The sequence below is a fragment of the Rhodococcus sp. (in: high G+C Gram-positive bacteria) genome (genome assembly GCF_049591685.1).
Taxonomy (GTDB): Bacteria; Actinomycetota; Actinomycetes; order Mycobacteriales; family Mycobacteriaceae; genus Rhodococcoides.
Genome location: NZ_JBAWFH010000371.1, coordinates 1 through 21,053 on the forward strand (window position 1 = coordinate 1; position 21,053 = coordinate 21,053).

Below are 21,053 nucleotides of genomic sequence, written 5' to 3' on the forward strand. Positions count from 1 at the left end.
GTTGTGCATCCCCCGGTGGATACCGAAGGGTTCACGCCAGATCCGTCCGTCGATCGGGAGGACTTCTTTCTCCTCGCGGGGCGCCTCGTTCCCTACAAGCGTCCCGATATCGCCGTCCGAGCCGCCGCTGCCGCGAACGTGCCGCTGGTCGTCGCCGGAGACGGTCGCGCAATGGACGCCTGCAAAGAGTTGGCCGGGCCCAACACCACGTTCCTCGGGAGGGTTTCGCACGAGAGGCTGCTGGAGCTGCACCGTAAGACACGCGCTCTGTTGATGCCCGGCATCGAAGATTTCGGAATCGTTCCCGTCGAGTCCATGGCCACGGGAACGCCTGTCATCGCTCTCGGTGAGGGCGGTGCCATCGACACCGTTGTCCCCGGGATGTCCGGGGTGCTCGTCGATCCGGGATCGGACGAGCAAGTGGTCGACGGTTTCGCGCGGGCAATGAGCTCTTTCGACCCGAATATGTTCGATCGCAGCGAAATCCGCAGATGGGCGGAAGGGTTCTCGCGCGCACACTTCAGATCACGGATGCAGGAGGTCGTCGATGCCGTTGTCTGACCGTGTCACCGGATCGGGCCCGATAAGGTACCGGGCCACCCCGATGGACCGCGTGTTCGCCGAGGCCCGGATAGTCGCTGCCGTGGGCCCCATCGTCGGGCTCGACCCGGACCGCACACGCGCCACCGTCGCCGCAGCCGAGCACGCCTCCGACGAGCCGAGGCTCGCACTCGCGCCCGAAGCCGACACGTCGTGGTGGGATTATCGAACGAACATTGCGGCGGCCGGCGTCGAGCACCTGCCCGACGCAGACACGTCGGATCTGGGTTCACTGTTGACCGAAACCCGAAACCGCTCCGGTCGACGTGCACCGCTCGAGGCGTTGGTGTGCGGCGACTACCTGGCCATCGACATTTCGCACGGCCTCGGTGACGGCCAGATCGGCTTGATGATGCTTGCTGCGTTCGCCACCGACCCCGACGGGTCCGGAGCGCGCGGACTGGCAGTCGGCCTACCACCGGGCGTGACGCGAAAGGCGTTGCGGCGCTTCTATTCTGCGAATCCAAGAGCCCTTCGCAACTTATGGCGATTGCGGGGGACGCACAAGCGCAAGCACCATCCGGAATCTGGTTCGACCCGGACGATAGAGAATTGGGAGTCCGCCAAAGTCAGCCGCTCCGGATACATGGCGCCTGCGCAGGTCGTCGAACTGAAGAAGTGGGCGAAGGCGCAGGCGCCCGGTGCAACCTCGGCGTCGGTGTCCATCGCGCTCTGGGCGGCCGCACTCCGCGCAGAGAACGTCGATGTCGACGACCACATCATGGTCCTGTTCAACTCGCGGCGTTATCTCGAACCCGACCTTCACTCAGCGCACGGAAACTTTGCTGTCGGCATCCCGTTGCACCTGCCGGAGGCGTCGGGGCCCGGGCAGATCGCGAAAACCATGCGAGCTGTCATCGAGTCCGGTTGGCCCATTGCCATTCTCGGCATGTCCGAGGTCAAGGACACCCTTGCATCCATCCGTGGGCGTGCGGACGCACCCGGCACACAGGCGGCAGCGGACCGTACCCTCACCGAAGTGCCCGACAGGTTGCGCCTCGCGGTGAGTGATCTCGGAAAACTGTCGGTGTTCGGACACGTTCGATGGGCGCAGGACGGGCGTCCACCGCAGTTGGCCGCCTCGCTCGAACCGGACGGCCCCGACGGGGTCACCATGCTGATTTCGGAGCTGGAGGGCGGACGTACTTACACTGCATCGTTCTGCAGCAAGTTCATCGGCGACGCCGTCATCGAATCCGCGCTGGCACGGTTGTGTTCCGATCCAGTGGCGTTGTTGCGGGATGAAGTCAGCTGATATCGGGGCCGTGGTCCCGACGCAATCGGCCGGAAGGCTCAGCCGTCTGGCACGCTGCGTCGCGTTGCCGTCGGCAATGATGTTGTTCGCCAGTATCGTTGGGTGTTCGTCGACAGACGGTGGTGCAACGGACACCACATCCACGCTGTCGTCTCTCGCACCCGGACAGCTCATCGGATCGCCGTCCGTGTTCCAGGGTTATTCGGCGGTGGATTCACTGGCCGCGAAGTCGAGCACGATTCGCTACCGCTCCACGTCCGGCATCGACGGCTCGCCAACCGAGGTCTCCGGGGTCATGTTCGTTCCGGAGGGCGAGCCCCCCGCGGGGGGGTGGCCCATCGTGTCGATCGGGCATTCGACCTCCGGAACAGCGAGTCGATGCGCGCCGTCCGCAAACATGGGTCTACTCGGCAATCTGCCGTCCATCATTCCTTTTCTCGCTGCCGGCTACCTGGTGGTGATGTCCGACTACGAGGGTCTCGGCACACCGGGGCGCCATCCTTACCTCGAACCGGTGACGGCGGGGTACAACATCATCGATGCCGTGCGCGCTGCGCGTGAAGCCGAACCCGCCGCGTCCGATACCTGGCTGGGTTACGGGGTGTCTCAGGGCGGTCAAGCAGTGTGGTCGGCCAACGAGTTGTCCGAGAACTACGGCAGTGGGTTGCGTCTTCTCGGGTCCATCAGCGTGGCGCCTGCGACGGACCTGACCCCCTTCGTCGACGCCATGGTCGACGGCACGCTCACCGAGGAGCAGATCACCGTGCTTCCGCTGCTGCTGGACGGTGTGGTCGTGGCGCACCCGGATGTGGACCCCGATGACTACCTTCACGGCGTGCTCGAAGACCGTGCCGACGTCTACGACGCATGCATCGGCGAAAAGGCAGGGTTGCAGGCGAAGATCGCCGAGTCCGTCACTCCCGACGACTACCGTCCGGTCGACGACGCTGCAGCAGAACGCCTCCGTGACGCCCTCGCCGATTTCTCTCTGCCGGGAGTCCGCGCGCCGCAGCCGATGCTGGTTGCGTACGGCGACCGCGACGAGCTGATCGTTCCTTCGTGGACGGAGGCGGCTGTGCGGCAGGGCTGCGAGCTGGGCGATGTCATCGATCTCGTCGTGGCGCCAGGCCAAGGCCACGGCATCCTGAACATCGGGCTCGAGACGGTGGACTGGGTCGACGGTCGAATTGCCGGATCACCTCCGTCCACGACGTGCGCGCCGTGACGCGCCGGCTTCTTCGAACAGAACAGGTAGAACAATGACGGACGCTTCGAGCGTGCTGTTCCTGGCCCACACCGCGCAGGTGTCCGGGGCCGAGAAAGTGCTGCTCAATTTGGTCGACGAAGCACTGCGCGAAGGCCACGACGTGGTCGTCGCCTGCCCGAGAGGCGTACTCTCCGAACAGCTACCGCCGACTGTGACGCATATTCCGATGAAGCAGTTGGGTCTCGGCGGCGAGCGAGGACTGGCGCGCGGCCTCGCAGCTCTGCGACTGGTGGCGCGGTGGGCAACCGCTGCGAAGGCAGTGCGGCGCACAGCGCGTACGCCGGGCACCGCAACCGTGGTGAACTCGCTTTTCGCCCTGCCCGTCGCACGGCTTGCCGGTTCTCGCGGAGGCGCATCCTGGCTCGTGCACGACACGATGATCAGCACGAAGCAGCGAGCCGTGGTCGCGTTGAGTCGGCCTGCGATACGCGTCGCCGTCGCTGTGTCGGACGCCACCGCCGTACCACTGCGAGCTGCTGGTGTTCGAACCATCGTGTCTCACAACGGCGTTGGATGGCCCGCGACCCGCTACGGTGGGGCCGTTCACACTCCCCCGGTCGTGGGAATGCTGGCACTCCTCACGCCGTGGAAGGGGCACACGGTGCTCCTCGACGCAGCCGCGATGCTGCCCGGCATTCGCGTGGAGTTGGCCGGCGGGAGCTTTCCCGGCGACGCCGAATACGTTGCACAATTGAAGGCTCGTGCCGGACAGCCCGACCTCGCCGGACGCGTCGAGTTCCTCGGCCACTTCGATCCCGAGACCGCGCTGCAAAGGTGGGACGTCGTGGTGTCGGCCAGTACGTCGCCCGAGGCCGGCCCGCTCTCCGTTCTCGAAGCCATGTCTCATGGTCTCCCGGTGGTCGGGACGAACCACGGCGGTACCAGCGAATTCCTCGCAGGCGGAGCCGGCATTCTCGTCGAACCGGGTAATCCGGCGGCGCTGGCCGAAGCTCTCGACACCGTGCTGTCGGACGACGATCTACGGCTCTCCATTGCCGAGGCTGCCCGCGCGCGCATAGCCGCGGAGCACGACCTCTCGGTCACTTTGCCTGCGTTGCTCGAAAAACTGCTCGCCTAGCTTCCGGCTCGGTCGTTCGGTACTCCGAATGCCATGATCGCAGCATCATCTTCGAGGCCCGCTCCGAAGCTCTCCATCAGTTCTCTCAGCGAGCCGACGATGCCGGGCGCCGAGGACGGTGCGTGTGCGCGAGCGAATGTCAGCAATGCGCCGCCGTCGTCATCGAAACGTTGGCGTCCTTCGCCGGTCCGCGCTTCGGTGAGACCATCGGTGTAGAGCACGAACGTGTCTCCGGCTTCGAGACGGGTGTGTGTTTTCGTGAATCGCGCTTCGGGAAGGATACCGACGAGTTGCCCACCCGGAGTGTGGAGGTACTCCGCTGTGCCGTCGGCCCTCATCACCAGCGCCGGCGGATGCCCGCCGCTGGCGATCTCGACGTCGAACCCGCCGCTGCACCGCGACAGCGTACCGAACACCACGGTGCAGAACCGCGACTCTTCCTGGCCGAATTCTTGCAGCAGAACAGAATTGAGGTTGTTCAGAACGGCCACCGGATCGCGGTCGTACACTGCGGCGGCACGTAGCGTGTAGCGGGTCGAGGACGTGATTACGGCTGCATCGGGCCCCTTCCCGCATACGTCACCGAGGAAAAAGCCCCAGCGGTTGTCGGACAGCGGGAAGAGGTCGTAAAAATCGCCTCCCACATCGAATTTCGACGCGAAGTGGTAGTACGCGTCCGCGTCCAGGCCTGCAGGAGGGGACAGGGACGTCGGCAGAAGTGACCGCTGCAGCGTCGTCGCGAGCACCTGTACCCGCTCTCGATCGAGCTCGGCACGCCTTCGCTCCTCGATCAGCTCGCGTTCGTACGCGCGTCGCTCGCGCGCGTCGAGGGCAGTGATGCGGACCAGGGCCGGGTTACCGTCGTTGCCGGTCCGAACGTTCGCGGTGATGAAGACGGGCAGGCGCTGACCGTGGGAATCGACGAAATCGACTGCAGCACTGTCGATTTTACCGGTCGTGAGAAGCAGGGGCGCAAAGTGCGTCTCGTAGTGAATTCTTCCGCCGACTGCCAGTAGGTCGACGAACCGCCGCCCGAGCAGGTCTTTTCGCTCGAACTGCAGCCACTGGAGGAGGGTGGCATTGACTTTCGCGATGGTGCCGTCCGGCCACGTGGACAGGTACCCGCAGGGCGCGAATTCATAGAGATCGTCCGCAGTGTCCTGCAGCAGAGGATCGGTATCGCTCACAGCGCGTGAACGAACGGCAGAATGGCCGCCGCGGTGTCTACGGGTGCGCTCACGTGGGGGCAGTGTCCGCTGGCGTCCAGGGTTATCAGTGTGCTGCCCTCGATGTTGTCGTGCACGTATCGGCCGACCGTGCGTGGCGCGAGCGAGTCGTTCGCGCATTCGACGATCAGTGTCGGTGTTGCCACGCGCGGGAGGTCCGCACGGTTGTCGGAGAGGAAGGTAGCCCGGGCGAAGGTCCGGGCGCAGACCGGGTCCGTTCGACAGAACGTGTCGGTCAGTTCTTCGGCCAGTTCGGGGCGATCGGGATTGCCCATGATGGTCGGCGCGATTGCGTGCGACCAGCCGAGGTAGTTGCTGTCGAGCGACTCCATCAATTCATCGATGTCGGCGCGGGAGAAACCGCCGTGGTAATCGCCGTCGTCTATGTATCGGGGGGACGGCGTCAACAACACGAGTCCGGCGAACAACTCCCGGTGGTCGGCAGCGGCCAGAACACCGATCATCGACGCCACCGAGTGACCCACGAAGACGACGTCTCGAAGATCGAGGGAGCGCACGATCTCGACGACATCCTCGGCGTAGGACTCGAGAGCGGAGTACCGACCCTCGTCCCAGAGCGACAGATCCGATCCACCCGACCCCATGTGATCGAAGAGCACCACACGGCATGTCGGGGTCAGCAACTCCGTGACGGCTCGCCACAGGTTCTGATCGCACCCGAACCCATGCGCCAGCATGACCGTCGGGCCGGTCTCCGCACCCACGATCACGACGTTGTTCTTGGCTCGCACATCCACGCCAGCAGTCTCTCATTCCGATGCTCGAGGGTCGGACCGAGGACGTGCGGAATATGCATACGGACTCCAGACGTTGAAGCGTCAATGAAGAAGATCGGGTTCCTGTCTTTCGGCCACTGGACACCGTCACCGCAGTCGCAGACGCGTTCGGCGTCCGACGTGCTGTTGCAGTCCATCGATCTGGCCGTGGCCGCCGAGGAGTTGGGCGCGGATGGCGCGTACTTCCGAGTCCACCACTTTGCCAATCAGCTGTCCTCTCCGTTCCCGCTGCTCGCCGCGGTCGGCGCCAAGACGCGGTCGATCGAGATCGGGACGGGCGTCATCGACATGCGCTACGAGAATCCGTACTACATGACGGAGGACGCCGGGTCTGCCGATCTCATTTCGGGTGGCCGCCTTCAGCTGGGCATCAGCCGGGGGTCGCCCGAGCAGGTCATCGAGGGCTACCGCCACTTCGGGTACGAGCCGAGGCCCGGCACCGACAACGCCGAAATGGCGCGTGAGCACACTCGTGTATTTCTCGACCTGCTGGAGGGACGCGGTTTCGCGCAGCCGAACCCCCGGCCCATGTTTCCCAATCCCCCCGGACTGCTGCGACTCGAACCGCACTCTCCGGGTCTCCGAGAGCGGATCTGGTGGGGCGCCGGCACCCGGGCGACCGCGGAATGGACCGCAGAGCACGGAATGAATTTGATGAGTTCGACCCTGCTGAGCGAGGACACCGGCATCCCGTTCCACCAACTGCAAGCCGAGCAAATCGAACGCTTCCGTAAGACCTGGGCCGACGCCCGGCATTCGTTCGAGCCGCGGGTCTCGGTCAGCCGCAGCATCTTCCCCATCGTCGACGATCTCGATCGCGCCTACTTCGGTCGGCAAGGCGACGGCGAGGACCAAGTCGGCTACATCGACGGCGGGATCGCCAGATTCGGGAAGTCCTACGCCGGCGAGCCGGATCGCCTGATCGAAGAGCTTCGCGCGGACGAGGCCATCGCCGCTGCCGACACCTTGCTGCTGACCGTCCCGAACCAGCTCGGTGTCGAATATTGCGCACACGTCATCGACGCCGTGCTGCGAGACGTCGCGCCCGCTCTCGGCTGGCGCTAGAGGACGCTGCGGCCGCGAGGTTTCGAATCTCGCGGTCGGAGGCATTCTCGACTTCGGGGCGCGGGGGTCTCGCGTACAACTCTGCCGTGCCTGCCGCCGGGTTGGCGCAAATTCCTTTGCACGTCATAGTATTCGGGCGATTTCTCTGAACTTTCTCGCTGATTTCCACACCTTGGCACTGCGTGCCGGTTACCTTGGGCCTTGTGGCAGAGCGCGGGGCCAAACCCCAGGTATCACTAGTCCGCAGGTCATTTCTGCGCGCAATACGGTTGTTGTTCAATCCCCTACGTCCCGACGACTATCTGGCTCTGATCAACCCACTGTGGACCACGCGTGAACTCCGTGGTCAAGTGCAAATGGTCGAGCCCGAGGGTTCCGATGCAGTCTCGGTCTACATCCGGCCGGGATTCGAGTGGGCCGGGCACATCCCCGGTCAGTACGTCCGTCTCGGGGTGCTCATCGACGGTCGATATCACTGGCGGGCCTACTCCTTGACCTCGGATCCCGATCCTGTGGATGGCCTGGTCAGCGTGAGCCCCAAGCTGGTCCCCGAGGGCACGGTGTCGCCCTTCCTGGTGGGCAGAATAAGAACGGGCGACATCGTCCGTCTCAGCGAGGTGGAGGGCACCTTCACGCTGCCCGATCCCGTCCCCGACAAAATGGTGTTCATCAGCGCGGGCAGTGGCATCACGCCCATCATCAGCATGCTGCGCAGCCTGGATCACAAGAATCATGTGAAGGACATCGTCGTTGTGCATTCGGTGCACACCCGAGAGCAACTGATGTTCGCGGACACCCTCGAAGAACTCGAGAAGAAGCACACGGGGCTCCGGCTCGAACTGCGCATTACCAGCGACGAAGGCCGCATGAAGGCCTCGGAACTGGACGAGCTGGTTCCCGACTGGCGTGAGCGCGAGGCGTTCTGCTCGGGTCCGGGCGAACATCTCGACGACCTGAAGTCGTACTGGAAAGAGCGGGGCGACTTCGACCGCTTTCATCACGAAAGCTTCCAACCGGTCATCGGCGGTGACGCCGGTGACGGTGAGGGCGGTACCGTCCGGTTCGTCAACAGCGAGAAGGAAGTGGAGTGCGATGGCGGCACCACCATTCTCGCCGCGGGCGAGGAAGCCGGCCTCGATCTGACGTTCGGCTGCCGGATCGGTATCTGTCACACCTGCGTGGGCACACTGAAGTCCGGGCGTTTACGAGATCTCCGAAACGGGGACATCTCAGAACCGACCGGGCAAGCGGTGCGCATCTGCGTCAACACCGCAGAAGGCGACATAGAGATCGAACTGTGACTCGGCATTGTTCGGAAAGGACGAATCGATGACTATCGAAGACACCACGAGGGCTGATCCGGTCAACCCGCTTGCTCACCTGAGCGATGAGACCATTGCCGAACTCGCCAAGGAGTTCGACGCCATCCACGACGAGGTGTACTCGAGCCTCGGCGAGAAGGACCGCAAGTACATCACGTCCGTGATCGCAGCTCAGCGGCAACTTCTCGCTGCAGGACGCGTACTGCTTCTCGGCTCGACGAGCAAGCCTGCCTGGGTGGCAGGCACTGCGTGCCTCGGCATCGCCAAGATCCTCGAAAACATGGAGATCGGGCACAACGTTATGCACGGCCAGTGGGACTGGATGAATGATCCGGAAATCCATTCGTCCGTGTGGGACTGGGACACCGCATCCACGGCCCAGTCGTGGAAGCACTCCCACAATTACGTGCATCACACGTACACCAACATCCGAGGTAAGGACAAAGACCTCGGGTACGAGATAATGCGGATCGACCCGAGGCAGCCCTGGCACCCGGTCTACCTGGCACAACCGTTCTACAACGTCTTGCTGATGGCGTTTTTCGAATGGGGAGTAGCTCTCCACGACCTCGACATCGAGGCAATCCGCCGCGGAGAGAAGCCGGTCAAGGACCTCCTCCAAGACCTCAAGGGCATCGCAGGCAAGGCTCGTCGCCAGTTCGTGAAGGACTACATCGGCTGGCCGACGGTCAGTGCCGGTGCCTTTGCCCTCGCACAGCTCGCGTCGGGTGGCCGATTGCGCGAGAGCAAGAAGTCGCGGATTGCCGGTAAGATCCGTGGGAGTACTCGCTTCGGCAAGAACCGTCGTGTGGCCGCCGCGTTGGACTCGCGTTTCAGCGGCGTGGAGAACACGTTCCTGGCAACCGTGGCAGCCAACTTCACCGCCAACATCATCCGCAACGTGTGGTCTCACGGGATCATCTTCTGCGGGCACTTTCCCGACCAGGCCTACACGTTCAGCAAAGAAGAGGTGGAGAACGAGACCCGCGGCGGTTGGTACGTCCGTCAGTTGGTCGGTGCAGCCAACATCGACGGCGGCCCGCTGTTCCACTTGATGAGCGGGAATCTCAGTTACCAGGTCGAGCATCACCTGTACCCCGATATGCCCAGCACCAGGTATTCGGAGGTGGCACCCAAGGTCAAGGACATCTGCGAGCGATACCAGTTGCCTTACAACACCGGACCGCTGATGCAGCAGTGGGGAATGGTTCACCGGACGATTGCCCGGCTGGCCTTGCCGGGAGGAAAGGTCCGGCCCAAGCCCGGCCCGTACCGCCCAGAAGAAGCGTGGCGCCGCAAGTTCACCGACGGTCCCACCGAAAGTGAAGCGGCCAGGTCGCGCAGTCGGGTACCCGCCGGCCACCCGGCCGCGGGACCTGAACACAACTCAGGTGGCGTCGACGTCGAGCCGCCGCCCCGCGGCGACGACTGACAGCGGCGCAGCAGTCCGACGACAGTAGATACGTCGTTGCCCCGGAGACCTTTTCACGGTCACCGGGGCAACGGCGTTCTGTGGACGAAGTGGAGCCCTCAGCTTCCCACCGAATCCGCTGCGAGCGCACTCAACGCAGCATCGAGATCCGAGTAGATCGGGAATGCCTGGTCCAGCCCCACCAGCATCAACGGCCGCGCGGTCGCTGGGCCGTCGGCGACGACGACGAAGCGAGCATTCGCCGAGAGTCGCCGATTCGCGTCGACGAGAATCGACATCCCGACCGAGGCGAAGAATGGAACCCCGGTCAGATCCACCACCACGGCAGAGAGTCCGGAGTCGGTCACCACCGCATCGATCGCATCGGTCAGATATTGCGACGTAGTCAGATCCACCTCACCATAGACCGACAGCACCGTCGTATCGCCCACGCGCTGCTCGACGATATCCAGCGACATTCGAGCCACGTCATCAATCGTCATGAAAAACACCCATCGTTCGTACCGACCTCTACAGCGAACTCACGAACCGGCGCATGTCCACCACACGCCGACGAGAGTAAAACTTCGGCACGGGCTCGACCAAAGTTGCCGAAAGAGCTTATCCGATGTCGGTACTGCGTCTGGTCGGGACGCCATCCACCCTGACCTGCCGACGTTTGACCGGCCACCAACCCGGGGATCGCTTTTGTCATGACAGATCCACACAATGAACCCACCCTGGACGATGTGCTGATCCCCACAGAAGAGGCGCACCCCGATCACCGCGAGCACGCAAAGACACCGAAACACATCGACGACGACGAGCTGGCCGCACGTACCGAACACGAGCGCGAAGAGCTGTCCTGATTCTCTTGTGGGGCTGCTTCCGAAGAACGGTCGCGCGCTCGCGTGCGCGGCCGTTTCTTTATGTGCCCACTTTTTGCGCGGCCGTTTTCCAGCCCCGGTCTGGGGTATCCCCAGCCCATGCATTCACCCGCGACCCACTCGACGTCCCCGGTCGAATCGGCAGCCATCACATCGGGTCCCACTCTGTCCGGCGTTCGAGCGGCGCATCTGCTCGCCTCGCTGGCGGGGCCACTGGTCGCGGGTGGTGTGATCGCACGTCGCCGCTCGATCATGCCGCTGCTCGAGAAGTGGCAGACCGACGCCGACACGGTGACCACGATCGCCGAGCTTCGGGCGAAGTACGGCCCCGGCCCCCTTTTGCTCGATCTCCCTGGGCGACGCATTGCGTTGCCGCTGGTTGCGCAGGACGTCAAACGCATCCTTGATCGGTCCCCAGACGACTTCACTCCGGCCAACCGCGAGAAGCAGGCGTCGCTGAGTCCGTTTCAACCACACGGCGTGCTGATCTCTCGCGGTTCGGTGCGCGGTCCGCGCCGCCACTTCAACGAGAACGTGCTCGACACCGGCCAGTCTCTGCACCACCTCGCAGGTGCAATTGCATCGGCCGTCGACGACGAGATGTCGGTACTCGTCGAGCGAGTGGCGGCGGCCGGCGGCGAACTGTCCGCCGCGACGTTCCTCGAGTCCTGGTGGTACATGGTGCGCCGGGTCGTCCTCGGTGACGCTGCGCGAGAAGACAACACCGTCACCGACGAACTGTGGAAGCTCAGGGCGCGGGGAAATTGGGCATATCTACGACCCAACCGTCGCCGTCTGAGGGATCGCTTTCTCGACCGGCTCTACGACTACGTCGACGACGCCGACCCGTTGAGCCTGGCAGGGGCCGTTGCCGCCGCTCGTCCCGAGTCTGCAGTCGACCCAGTCGGTCAGATACCTCACTGGCTGTTCGCTTTCGATGCGGCCGGCATCGTGACGCTGCGCACGCTCGCCACGTTGGCGGCTCAGCCCGCCATGATGCAGCGCGCGATCGACGAATCCAGAAGCAAAGAACTTTCATCGCCGGCTGTGTTGCCGTACCTGCAGGCCTGTGTTCTCGAATCCACGAGGCTCTGGCCGACGACTCCTGCCATACTTCGCGACTCGGTAACTCCGACCACCTGGGGCCCTGCTGGTGGTCGGTTCGAGATATCCTCCGGCACAGCCTTTCTCATTCTCGCAACGGCTTTTCATCGCGATCGCGATGCGGTCCCTTTTGCCGACGATTTCACGCCCGACGCGTGGCTCGATGGGCGGGCATCGCGTACTGCCGGCCTGGTCCCGTTCAGTGATGGGCCGGCCCGCTGCCCCGGCGAGAACCTGGTGTTGTTCATCGCCAGTACGGCGATCGCGCACCTCGTGTCGGCCTTCCCCGAACTCACGCTCGTCTCGAAGCCCGGACTGTCTGCTGACGGCCCGCTCCCTTCCACGGTCAACCATTACTCGATCGCTTTGCGAACGCGAGGCGGCGCCTGACACGTACCGGACCCGCTGCGAGTCAAGACCTCCGGCCGAATGTTGATCAATTCCAGAAAACACTCGCGCGATCACGTCATCGTGTCTACTGTGATGGCATGCATCTGAAGTCGGAGGACTCGCAGCGACTGCGAGTCGCCGGTCTTCGGGTCACCGAACCGCGGCTGGCCGTCATGCAAGCCGTCCAAGCTCGACCGCATGCAGACACCGAAACGATCCTCGGACTGACGCGTCGGGCACTCCCCCGTGTGTCGCATCAGACCGTTTACGACGTGCTCGACGCATTGACGACAGCGGGTTTGCTGCGACGCATTCAACCCGCAGGCCACCTGGCTCGTTACGAATCCCGCGTCGGCGACAACCATCATCACATCGTGTGTCGCACATGCGGTCTCATCGCCGACGCCGACTGCGCAACCGGCGAAGCACCGTGCATCGAACCGCCCGACGGGCTTGGTTTCGTGTTCGACGAAGCCGAGGTCATCTACTGGGGAATGTGCAGCGAGTGCGCAGCCCCTCCCCTTACTCGATCACGTTCGTGATCGCCGAGACCGAGTACCTCGATTGGAAAGGAACCCTGTGACCTCCGATACGTCAGACAGCCGCCCGCCGAACTCCGATGCCGGCACCGCCAGCACCAGCGAGAGCGAAAATCCGGTCATCGAGTCGCCGAAGCCCAAGGCGCACGCGCCTCTTACCAACAAAGATTGGTGGCCGGAGCAGATCGATCTGTCGATCCTGCACGCGCATTCGTCGAAGTCGAACCCGCTCGGCGAGGACTTCGATTATGCGGCGGAGTTCGAGAAGCTCGACCCCGCTGCCCTCAAGGCGGATCTCGTGTCGTTGATGACGACATCGCGCGACTGGTGGCCCGCCGATTACGGCCACTACGGCGGACTCTTCATCCGTATGAGTTGGCATGCCGCCGGCACCTACCGCGTGTTCGACGGGCGCGGCGGCGGTGGCCAGGGCGCACAGCGTTTCGCCCCGCTCAACAGCTGGCCCGACAACGCGACCCTCGACAAGGCCCGTCGACTGCTGTGGCCGATCAAGCAGAAGTACGGCACCAAGCTGTCCTGGGCGGACCTTCTGGTGTTCGCCGGCAACGTGGCGCTCGAGTCCATGGGCTTTCAGACCTTCGGCTTCGGCTTCGGTCGCGCAGACGTATGGGAGCCGGAAGAGGTTTTCTGGGGACCGGAAGACAAGTGGCTCGGAACCGACAAGCGGTACAAGCCCAACGGCGAGCGCAAGCTGGCAAAGCCACTCGGCGCCACCACCATGGGCCTTATCTACGTCAACCCGGAAGGCCCCGAGGGCGAACCCGATCCGGTGGCGGCAGCACACGACATTCGCGAAACGTTCGCCCGCATGGCGATGAACGACGAGGAGACCGCGGCGCTGATCGTCGGCGGCCACAGTTTCGGTAAGACGCACGGCGCGGGACCTGCCGACAAGATCGGGCCCGAGCCGGAGGGCGCGCCCATCGAGCAGCAGGGCCTCGGTTGGAAGAACGGGTACGGCAAGGGCAAGGCCGAAGACCAGATCACCAGCGGCCTCGAGGTCGTCTGGACGTCGACACCCACGGTGTGGGGCAACGGCTACCTGCAGAACTTGTACGGCTACGACTGGGAACTGCAGAAGAGCCCTGCCGGGGCATGGCAATTCGTGGCAAAGGACGGCGCGGGCGCCGGCACCATCCCCGATCCGTTCGGCGGACCGGGTCGCGCTCCGACCATGTTGGTCACCGACGTCGCCCTGCGCGAAGATCCGGCATACGAGAAGATCACCCGTCGCTGGCTCGACCATCCGGAAGAACTCGCGGAGGCCTTCGCCAAGGCCTGGTACAAGCTGCTGCACCGCGACATGGGGCCGGTCACGCGGTTCAAGGGGCCGTGGGTTCCCGAGGCGCAGCTGTGGCAGGACCCGGTTCCGGCCGTCGACCACGATCTGGTCGACCAACAGGACGTCGCGTCGCTGAAGAAGACCGTCCTCGATTCCGGGCTCTCGATTGCCCAGTTGGTCAACGTGACATGGGCTTCGGCCGCGAGCTACCGCAGCACCGACATGCGCGGCGGAGCCAACGGTGCTCGCGTCCGGCTCGAACCGCAGAAGAACTGGGAGGCCAACGAGCCCGCTGAACTGGCGAAGGCTCTGCCGATTCTCGAAAAGATCCAGGCCGACTTCAACGAGCAGGCATCGGGCAACAAGAAGGTGTCGCTGGCCGATCTGATCGTGCTGGCAGGTTCGGCGGCGATCGAGAAAGCTGCCGCCGATGCGGGTAACCCGGTGACCGTTCCGTTCACCCCGGGCCGCACCGATGCCTCGCAGGATGACACCGACGTCGAGTCGTTCTCGTGGCTCGAGCCGCGTGCCGACGGGTTCCGCAACTACATCCCCGCCGAGCGCGATGAGGATGAGGAGGACACGCCACTCGAGGTGCTGTGGCTCGATCGGGCGTACCTGCTCGACCTGACGGCGCCCGAAGCCACCGTCCTCGTCGGCGGTTTCCGTGCGATCGGCGCCAACCACGGCGGCAACAAGCACGGTGTGTTCACCGATCGCCCCGGCCAGTTGACCAACGACTTCTTCGTCAACCTGCTCGATTTCGAGAACGAGTGGGCACCGGTGGAGTCCGAGGACCACATCTACCAGGGCACCGACCGCAAGACGGGTACGCCCAAGTGGACTGCCACGTCCACGGATCTGACGTTCGGGTCGCACTCGCAGTTGCGTGCGCTCTCTGAGGTCTATGCACAGTCGGACGCCCAGCAGCGCTTCGTCGACGACTTCGTCGCAGCGTGGGTCAAGGTCATGGACAACGACCGGTTCGACCTGAAGTGATGTGACCACGACGGCCGGTGGACGCGAGAATGCGTCCACCGGCCGTTGTCGTTTCTTCGTTCTGCTCGCATGGTTGACCGAGCCGATTGCCGGGAACAACGGGTCTATGGACAGGTCTTCGAAGTCGAACAGCCTTCACGTCGCCGAGCCCGCCACGGAGATGATGTCGTGCGCATAGCAATCACCGGCGCGACCGGAAACGTAGGAACCGTTCTTCTCGAACGGTTGTCGAGGGAGGACGTCGACGTCGTCGGCATCTCGCGCCGCAGACCACCCGAGACGCCGCCGTACGCGGGCTCGCGGTGGCAAGAGATGGACATCGCCGATTCCGACGCCGAGGAACGGCTGGTCGATGTCTTCGCCGGCGTCGATGCAGTCGTCCACGCAGCCATCGGTTTTCAGCCGATGCGCGATCGCGGCTATCTACGACGGACGAATGTCGGGGGAACCGCGGCGGTTGCCGGCGCCGCCGCACGCGCGGGCGTGCGCCGACTCGTTCACATGTCGTCGAGCGGGGTGTACTCCCCCGGCTCGTACGGAAGGCCGGTCGACGAGAACTACTCACGAACGGGCATCACCGAGTCCACCTATAGCGTCGACAAGGCCGCCGCGGAGTTCGCGCTGGACGAGGTGGAGGCACAGGGCGACGGCCCGTCCATCGTGCGGCTCAGACCTGGGATGGTCGGTCAGTACAATTTCGGGAGCGCGTTGCTCAGGTATGCCCTGCCCGACCTCGTCCCGTCCTGGGTGGTCGACAGGGTCCCGCTGCTACCCATGGATCGCTCGATCATGCTTCCCGCTGTCGCGTCCGCGGACGTAGCGGAAGCTATCGTCGCCGCGCTCACAACGACGCATGCGGGGGCGTTCAATCTTTCCGCGCCGACCCCCATTCGCTACACCGACTTCGAGTCGGCTCTCGACGCCCGCGCCATCCCTGTTCCTCGCGCGGCTATGCGAGCGGCCGCGGCGTTTTCTTTTGCAACGCGCTTGCAATCCGTGCATCCGGGTTGGGTGGATCTCGCATACGAGACGCCACTGCTCGACACGACGCGTGCCAGAACAGAACTGGGCTGGACGGCCACGCTCGACGGGCCTGCCGTGTTGGCCGACGTCGTGAAAGGAATGCGTGAGCGTGCGTCCGGCACCAGCGCACCCCTGCGTAAGAGAACTGCCGCCGACCGCCTCGGATCTCTGCTGCACGGGACGGTGTCGCGTCGATCACAACCCTGACTCACCGGCCCCGAGAGGACGCCGTCACGTACTCGTGTAGTTCCAGATATCTGCGCCATTGTGGGCCCACCAACTGTGACTGTGGGCCCACCAACTGTGACGGATCGACCTCCGCCAGTCGTGCGGCGCGGGCCACCGCCCGCGCCGCCAACTCTTCCGCCTCGTCGTAGCCATCGGCTCGCGAGGAGGGATGGTTCCGCGACCACTCGGCGAGACAGAGCAATGCCTCGACCATAGATGCCAGCGCATCCTCGATCCGAGCGCCGCCGCGGAGCGCACCGCTGTGGTCGACGGACCGCTCCGGAACCGTGGACATCGTGGCGTCCAGCATCAGACCGGGAAGACCATCAGCAGGAAACCGATGCCTACAACGGCACCGACGATTCCGCTTCCCACGGCAATCATCACGTCGTCGCGAGAGGGTCGGTCGCCGGGGATGCTCGGCCCTCGGTCGGCCCACAGCGCTGCGGCCACGGCGAAAATGCCCAACACGACACCGAGCCCCAGGGCCCAAAAGCTGACGATCGACAGGGCGCCGATCATGATCGCCGCGTCGGCGACCTGCGTTCGCGACGGCGCCCGCCCCCCGAAACGGCGCCCGAGGGAACTGTTGCTGCTCGCGGCCACCAGACGGCCGAATGCCCGCGAGTCCGTGATGCTCATACTTCTCACGTCCTTTCGAATCAGCGTAGACACCTCGTGTTCCCGGTGGTCACGGCGTCGTCGACCGGGGAACTTCGACGTCTTGGGTGACCCCCATTTTGGCACTGCGAAGCCGAGAGTGCTAACTCGGGTGACGTCAGCGATCGGTGCGGGTACGGGGGTCTTCACCCCGCCGGCCGAGTCGGGGCAGTACGCCGCACCACCTCCCACATTCTGCCCACCCGACTCAGCTCGGCGTCGGACATCTCCGAGCGCATCATCGGGAGCAATTCGTCTTCCTCGTCGCGCACATCCTGACGCAACAAATCGAAGATCTCCTGCATCAAGTCGTCGCGTCCGGGGTCGGATCGCGGGATCACGTCCAGCGTCGAAAAGAGTCCGTTGATCTGCTGGTGTTCTTTCTCGATTTCCAATGTCAGCTTCTCGCCCTGAGGCAGCCGCTTGCGAATGAACGGCCACAGAACCGCCTCCTCGGCGAAGGCGTGAGGGAACACCAAACGGCACAGGTCATTGAGCAAATCGTCCTGCTCCGTTCCGCTGCTCTCTTCGATGCGGTGGATCAGAGAATCGAGTTCGATGTGGTCACGGCGCTGACGCACCAGGACACTGCCGGGTCCGCCGAACTCCGCGACGCTCTGGTCGGCGATGGATCGAGGCACGGGTGACCTCCCCTTCCTACGTTCGGTAGGTCCGGCGCGTAAAACCGGTGCCGAATCGACGAGGTGTTCGATGCTCTGACAGTTGCCCGGCTCGAATGCGGGCAAACAGCCATGCTGGGCAACGGTTTCAGCTGAAATCACGGGCGAGAAACTGCCAGTCCGAGCTGCCCACCACCCGGCACCCACGCCCGCCCTCGCGCTCAACGACGGTAACGAAGTGCGCCGGCGGACCGACACCCCAGCGGGGGCCTACCGCGCTCACGATACGACCAAGGGTCACACCGTCGCGTTGAAACTTCTTTCGCCGAGTACTACAGCGATTGAGCCGCACTACGGAGGTTTCGCGGTCGGTCATATCGGCAACCCACGGCGCTATGCGCCTGAACTTACGTCGAGGCATGCCCACCGTCGAACGTGCGATGTCTGTACCTCCGGGTGCTGCGTGGGACGTGATCACCGATCTTTCGGCTTGGCCGATATGGGGTCCGACCGTCGCGGGTGCCGAATTGAACGGCCTCGGCCCTTTGGCGCTCGGCTCGCGCGGGAAAGTGTTCACGCCGGTCGGGGTGCCGCTGCCGTTCGAAATCACGGAATTCGTCGACGGTCGCCTGTGGGGTTGGAAGGTCGCGGGCATTCCTGCCACGAGGCACGAGGTGATCTTTGACGGGCGAGGCTGCGTGGTGAGCTTCGCAGTTCCCATCTGGGCGCCGGCCTACCTCTCCATCATGGCGATTGCACTGCCCCGCATCGAACGACTCGCGCGTGAGCGCAGCCGATGAGGGTGCAAGCTCGACTCCGAAGACTGTTCAGTTCCCATGTTGCCGAACGATGTTGAAGACGGTGCCGTCGGGGGCGCGCACCAAAAACCGCCGCACTCCCGGGCGTAGGCGGCAGATTCCGGCTCGGAACACCATGTCTCGGACACAGGCCCGGTATCGATAGTGTCAACACCGATTAGATGTAGGAGGTCGGCAACGGAGGCGAGCGCGACCGACTGATCGCTTGCTACCGGCAGCGCTTCGGTCCGGCGCACCGGCTGGTCGCGCGAGTTCAGATATGTGATGCGCCGATTGATCTTGCCCCAACGAGGAGGTTGGCCGGCGCCTCCGATCGTCAGGTTTCGGAGGTTTCGACGGAACTCCGCTGGCGCCGAACGATGCCGGTGACGACTGCAACGATGGCCCCGACGGCGAGCACGATCGCCGACGCGAACGGGAGCGCGGTGTCGACAGCGCCGACGGCCAGCACCACGGGAATGGCCAACCCCGGCCACGGTACGACCGTCTTCCAGTCGCCCGAACTCCAACCGAGGATGGAACAAATCCCCACGACGAACAGCGCTACCCCGCCGCAGAGGATCCATCGGCCGGCATCGGTGAGTTCACCGACGGGGTGCAGAACGTACTGCTGGATCCCGACGCCGAGCAGGGCGATCCCCAGAGTGAGTGGAAGGTGTCCGTAGATGTACCCGTCCGCGCGGCCGCTCCCCACCGCCCGGTCGTCGTCCTGAATCTCGAATTTCGCTTCGGCGCCGGCGATGTCGAAGTACATCCACCACACTGCGGCCGCAATGGTGAATCCCAACGCCGCCACCGACATCGACGACCACGCCCACGCGGTGTCGTGCATGCCGAGCACGACGGCCGAAATCGACTCACCCAGGACGAGAATGACAAAGAGTCCGAAACGCTCGGGAAGATGGTCCAGGTGCAGCGGCACATTCTGGCCCCACCGGGTGGCCGCGAACGGAGCTGCCGCCTCGATAGCGATGCCCACCGCCCACAGGATGTAGGTGACCGGCGATGGGGTGAACAGGGAGATCGTCCAGACAATCACGCTGATGACCGTTGCCGCGAGATAGATATCGATGGTGACCCGTACGTCGGCGATGTGGCGCCACGCCCGAAAGTAGAGGCCGGCCAGGATCACTCGGGTCGCGATGTAACCGATTCCGAACGCGACCGTTCCGCTACCGCCGATGGCCGTGGTCGCGCTTGCCGCCATCACGGCGACCGCGAAGGTAGCGGCGAGTTTGAGCACCCGGTAAAGAACGTCGTTGGTGTCGAACCGGTTGGCGTACAACGTGGTGGTTACCCAGGACCACCACGTGATGGCGAACAGCCCGGCGAACACGGCAACCCCGTGCCACCCCAGATCGTCCTTCAGACCGATCGCGAGCTGATGGACGACCAGCACATAGGCGAGGTCGAAGAACAGCTCGAGCCGCGTTGCGGCACGATCGTCCTTGATTCGAAGTTCAGGCGGTTGGAACACCGGGGTTGACTGATCGGCTCCGGACTCGCCGTCTTCCGGTCGTTCGCGGGAATCGTCCATGCCGGAAGGTACCCGGCTCTCCACCGATCAACCTCTGGCAGCAGCTGTGCACCAGGGTGCGCTGGTGACGACGGGCCAACCAGGCAATTGAACGCATCCACGGTGGCAGCTACTGCAACTTGCATGGTGCAATCTACACCATTGGGTGTATGGTCGTTGCAGGGAACGCAGCGTCCACAGTCGGGGATCGGCGCGTTCTGGATTCGCCTCCTTCTCGGGATGGGTAGTTTCGATGGTCGGAATCAGAACTGTCTTCATACCAACGCGCCGTGGTTCTTTCACGATGTCGGCGGTCGCACTGGGAATGACTGTGCTTCTTGCATGCAGTTCCACTGCCGATTCGGCAGAGGGCGTTCTCGCCGAAACACCGCCGCAGGTCCCTCCTGCGCAGATCGACCGCGCCGCGGTCGATGCCGCTGTCGGGCAGCTCGACGGGTACATCGACGACATGATGACCTCGACGGGAGCTCCCGGCGTCGCGGCTGCCGTCGTCTACCAGGACGAGGTCCTGTATTCGAGGGGCTTCGGCGTCCGCAGGGTCGGCGAGCCGGATCTCGTGGACACCAGCACCATGTTCCAGTTGGCCTCGGTGTCGAAACCGGTGGCATCGTCTGTGGTCGCGTCTCTCGTCGGCGAGGGCAAGCTGGAATGGGATGAGCCAGTCCGCCAGTACGAACCGGGGTTCGCGGTGTCCGATCCTTATGTCACAGACCATGCGAGCTTCACCGATCTGATGTCGCACCGATCAGGCCTGCCCGATCACGCAGGTGATCTCCTCGAAGATCTCGGCTACAGCTACGACGACATTCTCGCTCGGCTCGATCAGGTTCCGTTGGAACCGTTTCGGGACAACTACGACTACACCAACTACGGATTCTCCGCGGCAGGGGTGGCTGCAGCCAAGTCTCAGGGCACGACCTGGGC

21 protein-coding genes are annotated in these 21,053 nt (G+C 64.1%); 14 read left to right on the forward strand and 7 right to left on the reverse strand.

Annotated elements, in window-relative coordinates; genetic code table 11:
• The 4 genes from WBQ44_RS15465 to WBQ44_RS15480 all read left to right on the forward strand — a co-directional run.
• On the forward strand, positions 1 to 561 hold a 561-nt coding region (locus tag WBQ44_RS15465; RefSeq protein ID WP_495567555.1), incomplete at its 5' end, for a glycosyltransferase.
• Entirely contained in the window at positions 548 to 1,855 is a 1,308-nt protein-coding gene (locus WBQ44_RS15470; RefSeq protein WP_495567556.1) for a hypothetical protein, read from the forward strand. The genes WBQ44_RS15465 and WBQ44_RS15470, both read left to right, overlap by 14 nt.
• Entirely contained in the window at positions 1,842 to 3,080 is a 1,239-nt protein-coding gene (locus WBQ44_RS15475; protein WP_495567557.1) for a lipase family protein, read from the forward strand. The genes WBQ44_RS15470 and WBQ44_RS15475 overlap by 14 nt, the downstream gene beginning before the upstream one ends.
• Before the next feature lie 34 nt (positions 3,081 to 3,114).
• Positions 3,115 to 4,200: a glycosyltransferase family 4 protein gene (locus tag WBQ44_RS15480; protein WP_495567558.1), complete on the forward strand. Its 1,086-nt coding sequence runs from the start codon at positions 3,115 to 3,117 to the stop codon at positions 4,198 to 4,200.
• Here the strand turns inward: WBQ44_RS15480 and WBQ44_RS15485 are convergent.
• Complete coding sequence (locus WBQ44_RS15485) at positions 4,197 to 5,387, reverse strand: PP2C family protein-serine/threonine phosphatase (protein ID WP_495567559.1); 1,191 nt, start codon at positions 5,385 to 5,387, stop codon at positions 4,197 to 4,199. The two genes, WBQ44_RS15480 and WBQ44_RS15485, sit on opposite strands and share 4 nt — an antisense overlap.
• Positions 5,384 to 6,184 (reverse strand): alpha/beta fold hydrolase, encoded by an 801-nt coding sequence (locus WBQ44_RS15490; RefSeq protein WP_495567560.1) that lies wholly within the window; start codon positions 6,182 to 6,184, stop codon positions 5,384 to 5,386. The genes WBQ44_RS15485 and WBQ44_RS15490 overlap by 4 nt, the downstream gene beginning before the upstream one ends.
• Positions 6,185 to 6,268: 84 nt before the next feature.
• Here WBQ44_RS15490 and WBQ44_RS15495 point away from each other — a divergent pair, with 84 nt between their 5' ends.
• The 3 genes from WBQ44_RS15495 (at position 6,269) to WBQ44_RS15505 (ending at position 10,042) form a co-directional block, all read left to right on the forward strand.
• Complete coding sequence (locus WBQ44_RS15495) at positions 6,269 to 7,288, forward strand: LLM class flavin-dependent oxidoreductase (protein WP_495567561.1); 1,020 nt, start codon at positions 6,269 to 6,271, stop codon at positions 7,286 to 7,288.
• A 203-nt stretch (positions 7,289 to 7,491) separates the two neighbouring features.
• Positions 7,492 to 8,589 (forward strand): ferredoxin reductase, encoded by a 1,098-nt coding sequence (locus WBQ44_RS15500; RefSeq protein ID WP_495567562.1) that lies wholly within the window; start codon positions 7,492 to 7,494, stop codon positions 8,587 to 8,589.
• Positions 8,590 to 8,617: 28 nt separating this feature from the next.
• Positions 8,618 to 10,042, forward strand: a complete 1,425-nt coding sequence (locus WBQ44_RS15505) for a fatty acid desaturase family protein (RefSeq protein ID WP_495567563.1) — start codon at positions 8,618 to 8,620, stop codon at positions 10,040 to 10,042.
• Between the two features lie 98 nt (positions 10,043 to 10,140).
• Here the strand turns inward: WBQ44_RS15505 and WBQ44_RS15510 are convergent, their stop codons facing one another.
• Positions 10,141 to 10,524, reverse strand: a complete 384-nt coding sequence (locus tag WBQ44_RS15510) for an STAS domain-containing protein (protein WP_495567564.1) — start codon at positions 10,522 to 10,524, stop codon at positions 10,141 to 10,143.
• A gap of 210 nt (positions 10,525 to 10,734) precedes the next feature.
• Here WBQ44_RS15510 and WBQ44_RS15515 point away from each other — a divergent pair, with 210 nt between their 5' ends.
• From WBQ44_RS15515 to WBQ44_RS15535, 5 genes are all read left to right on the forward strand, one after another.
• A complete protein-coding gene (locus WBQ44_RS15515; RefSeq protein WP_495567565.1) occupies positions 10,735 to 10,890 on the forward strand; it encodes a hypothetical protein in 156 nt (51 codons plus the stop codon).
• Between the two features lie 117 nt (positions 10,891 to 11,007).
• A complete protein-coding gene (locus WBQ44_RS15520) occupies positions 11,008 to 12,402 on the forward strand; it encodes a cytochrome P450 (RefSeq protein ID WP_495567566.1) in 1,395 nt (464 codons plus the stop codon).
• A gap of 98 nt (positions 12,403 to 12,500) precedes the next feature.
• On the forward strand, positions 12,501 to 12,944 hold the full coding sequence (locus WBQ44_RS15525; protein ID WP_495567567.1) for a Fur family transcriptional regulator: 444 nt from the start codon (positions 12,501 to 12,503) through the stop codon (positions 12,942 to 12,944).
• Between the two features lie 37 nt (positions 12,945 to 12,981).
• Positions 12,982 to 15,243 (forward strand): catalase/peroxidase HPI, encoded by a 2,262-nt coding sequence (gene katG / locus WBQ44_RS15530; RefSeq protein WP_495567568.1) that lies wholly within the window; start codon positions 12,982 to 12,984, stop codon positions 15,241 to 15,243.
• A gap of 168 nt (positions 15,244 to 15,411) precedes the next feature.
• Positions 15,412 to 16,473: an NAD-dependent epimerase/dehydratase family protein gene (locus WBQ44_RS15535; RefSeq protein WP_495567569.1), complete on the forward strand. Its 1,062-nt coding sequence runs from the start codon at positions 15,412 to 15,414 to the stop codon at positions 16,471 to 16,473.
• Position 16,474: 1 nt separating this feature from the next.
• Here the strand turns inward: WBQ44_RS15535 and WBQ44_RS15540 are convergent, their stop codons facing one another.
• The 3 genes from WBQ44_RS15540 to WBQ44_RS15550 all read right to left on the reverse strand — a co-directional run bounded on the left by WBQ44_RS15540 (position 16,475) and on the right by WBQ44_RS15550 (position 17,795).
• Positions 16,475 to 16,789 (reverse strand): hypothetical protein, encoded by a 315-nt coding sequence (locus WBQ44_RS15540; RefSeq protein ID WP_495567570.1) that lies wholly within the window; start codon positions 16,787 to 16,789, stop codon positions 16,475 to 16,477.
• Between the two features lie 14 nt (positions 16,790 to 16,803).
• The gene (locus WBQ44_RS15545) at positions 16,804 to 17,136 is read right to left on the reverse strand and encodes a hypothetical protein (RefSeq protein WP_495567571.1); all 333 of its coding nucleotides are present in this window, start codon (positions 17,134 to 17,136) and stop codon (positions 16,804 to 16,806) included.
• A 164-nt stretch (positions 17,137 to 17,300) separates the two neighbouring features.
• The gene (locus WBQ44_RS15550) at positions 17,301 to 17,795 is read right to left on the reverse strand and encodes a hemerythrin domain-containing protein (protein WP_495567572.1); all 495 of its coding nucleotides are present in this window, start codon (positions 17,793 to 17,795) and stop codon (positions 17,301 to 17,303) included.
• 374 nt (positions 17,796 to 18,169) lie between these two features.
• On the opposite strand from WBQ44_RS15550, the gene WBQ44_RS15555 reads away from it, so the two are divergent.
• Complete coding sequence (locus tag WBQ44_RS15555) at positions 18,170 to 18,574, forward strand: SRPBCC family protein (protein WP_495567573.1); 405 nt, start codon at positions 18,170 to 18,172, stop codon at positions 18,572 to 18,574.
• Positions 18,575 to 18,908: 334 nt separating this feature from the next.
• On the opposite strand, the gene WBQ44_RS15560 is transcribed toward WBQ44_RS15555, so the two are convergent.
• Positions 18,909 to 20,153 (reverse strand): low temperature requirement protein A, encoded by a 1,245-nt coding sequence (locus WBQ44_RS15560; protein WP_495567574.1) that lies wholly within the window; start codon positions 20,151 to 20,153, stop codon positions 18,909 to 18,911.
• A gap of 280 nt (positions 20,154 to 20,433) precedes the next feature.
• Between WBQ44_RS15560 and WBQ44_RS15565 the strand changes: the two genes are divergently transcribed.
• Positions 20,434 to 21,053, forward strand: a 620-nt coding sequence (locus WBQ44_RS15565) for a serine hydrolase domain-containing protein (RefSeq protein WP_495567575.1), incomplete at its 3' end; no start/stop codon positions are given.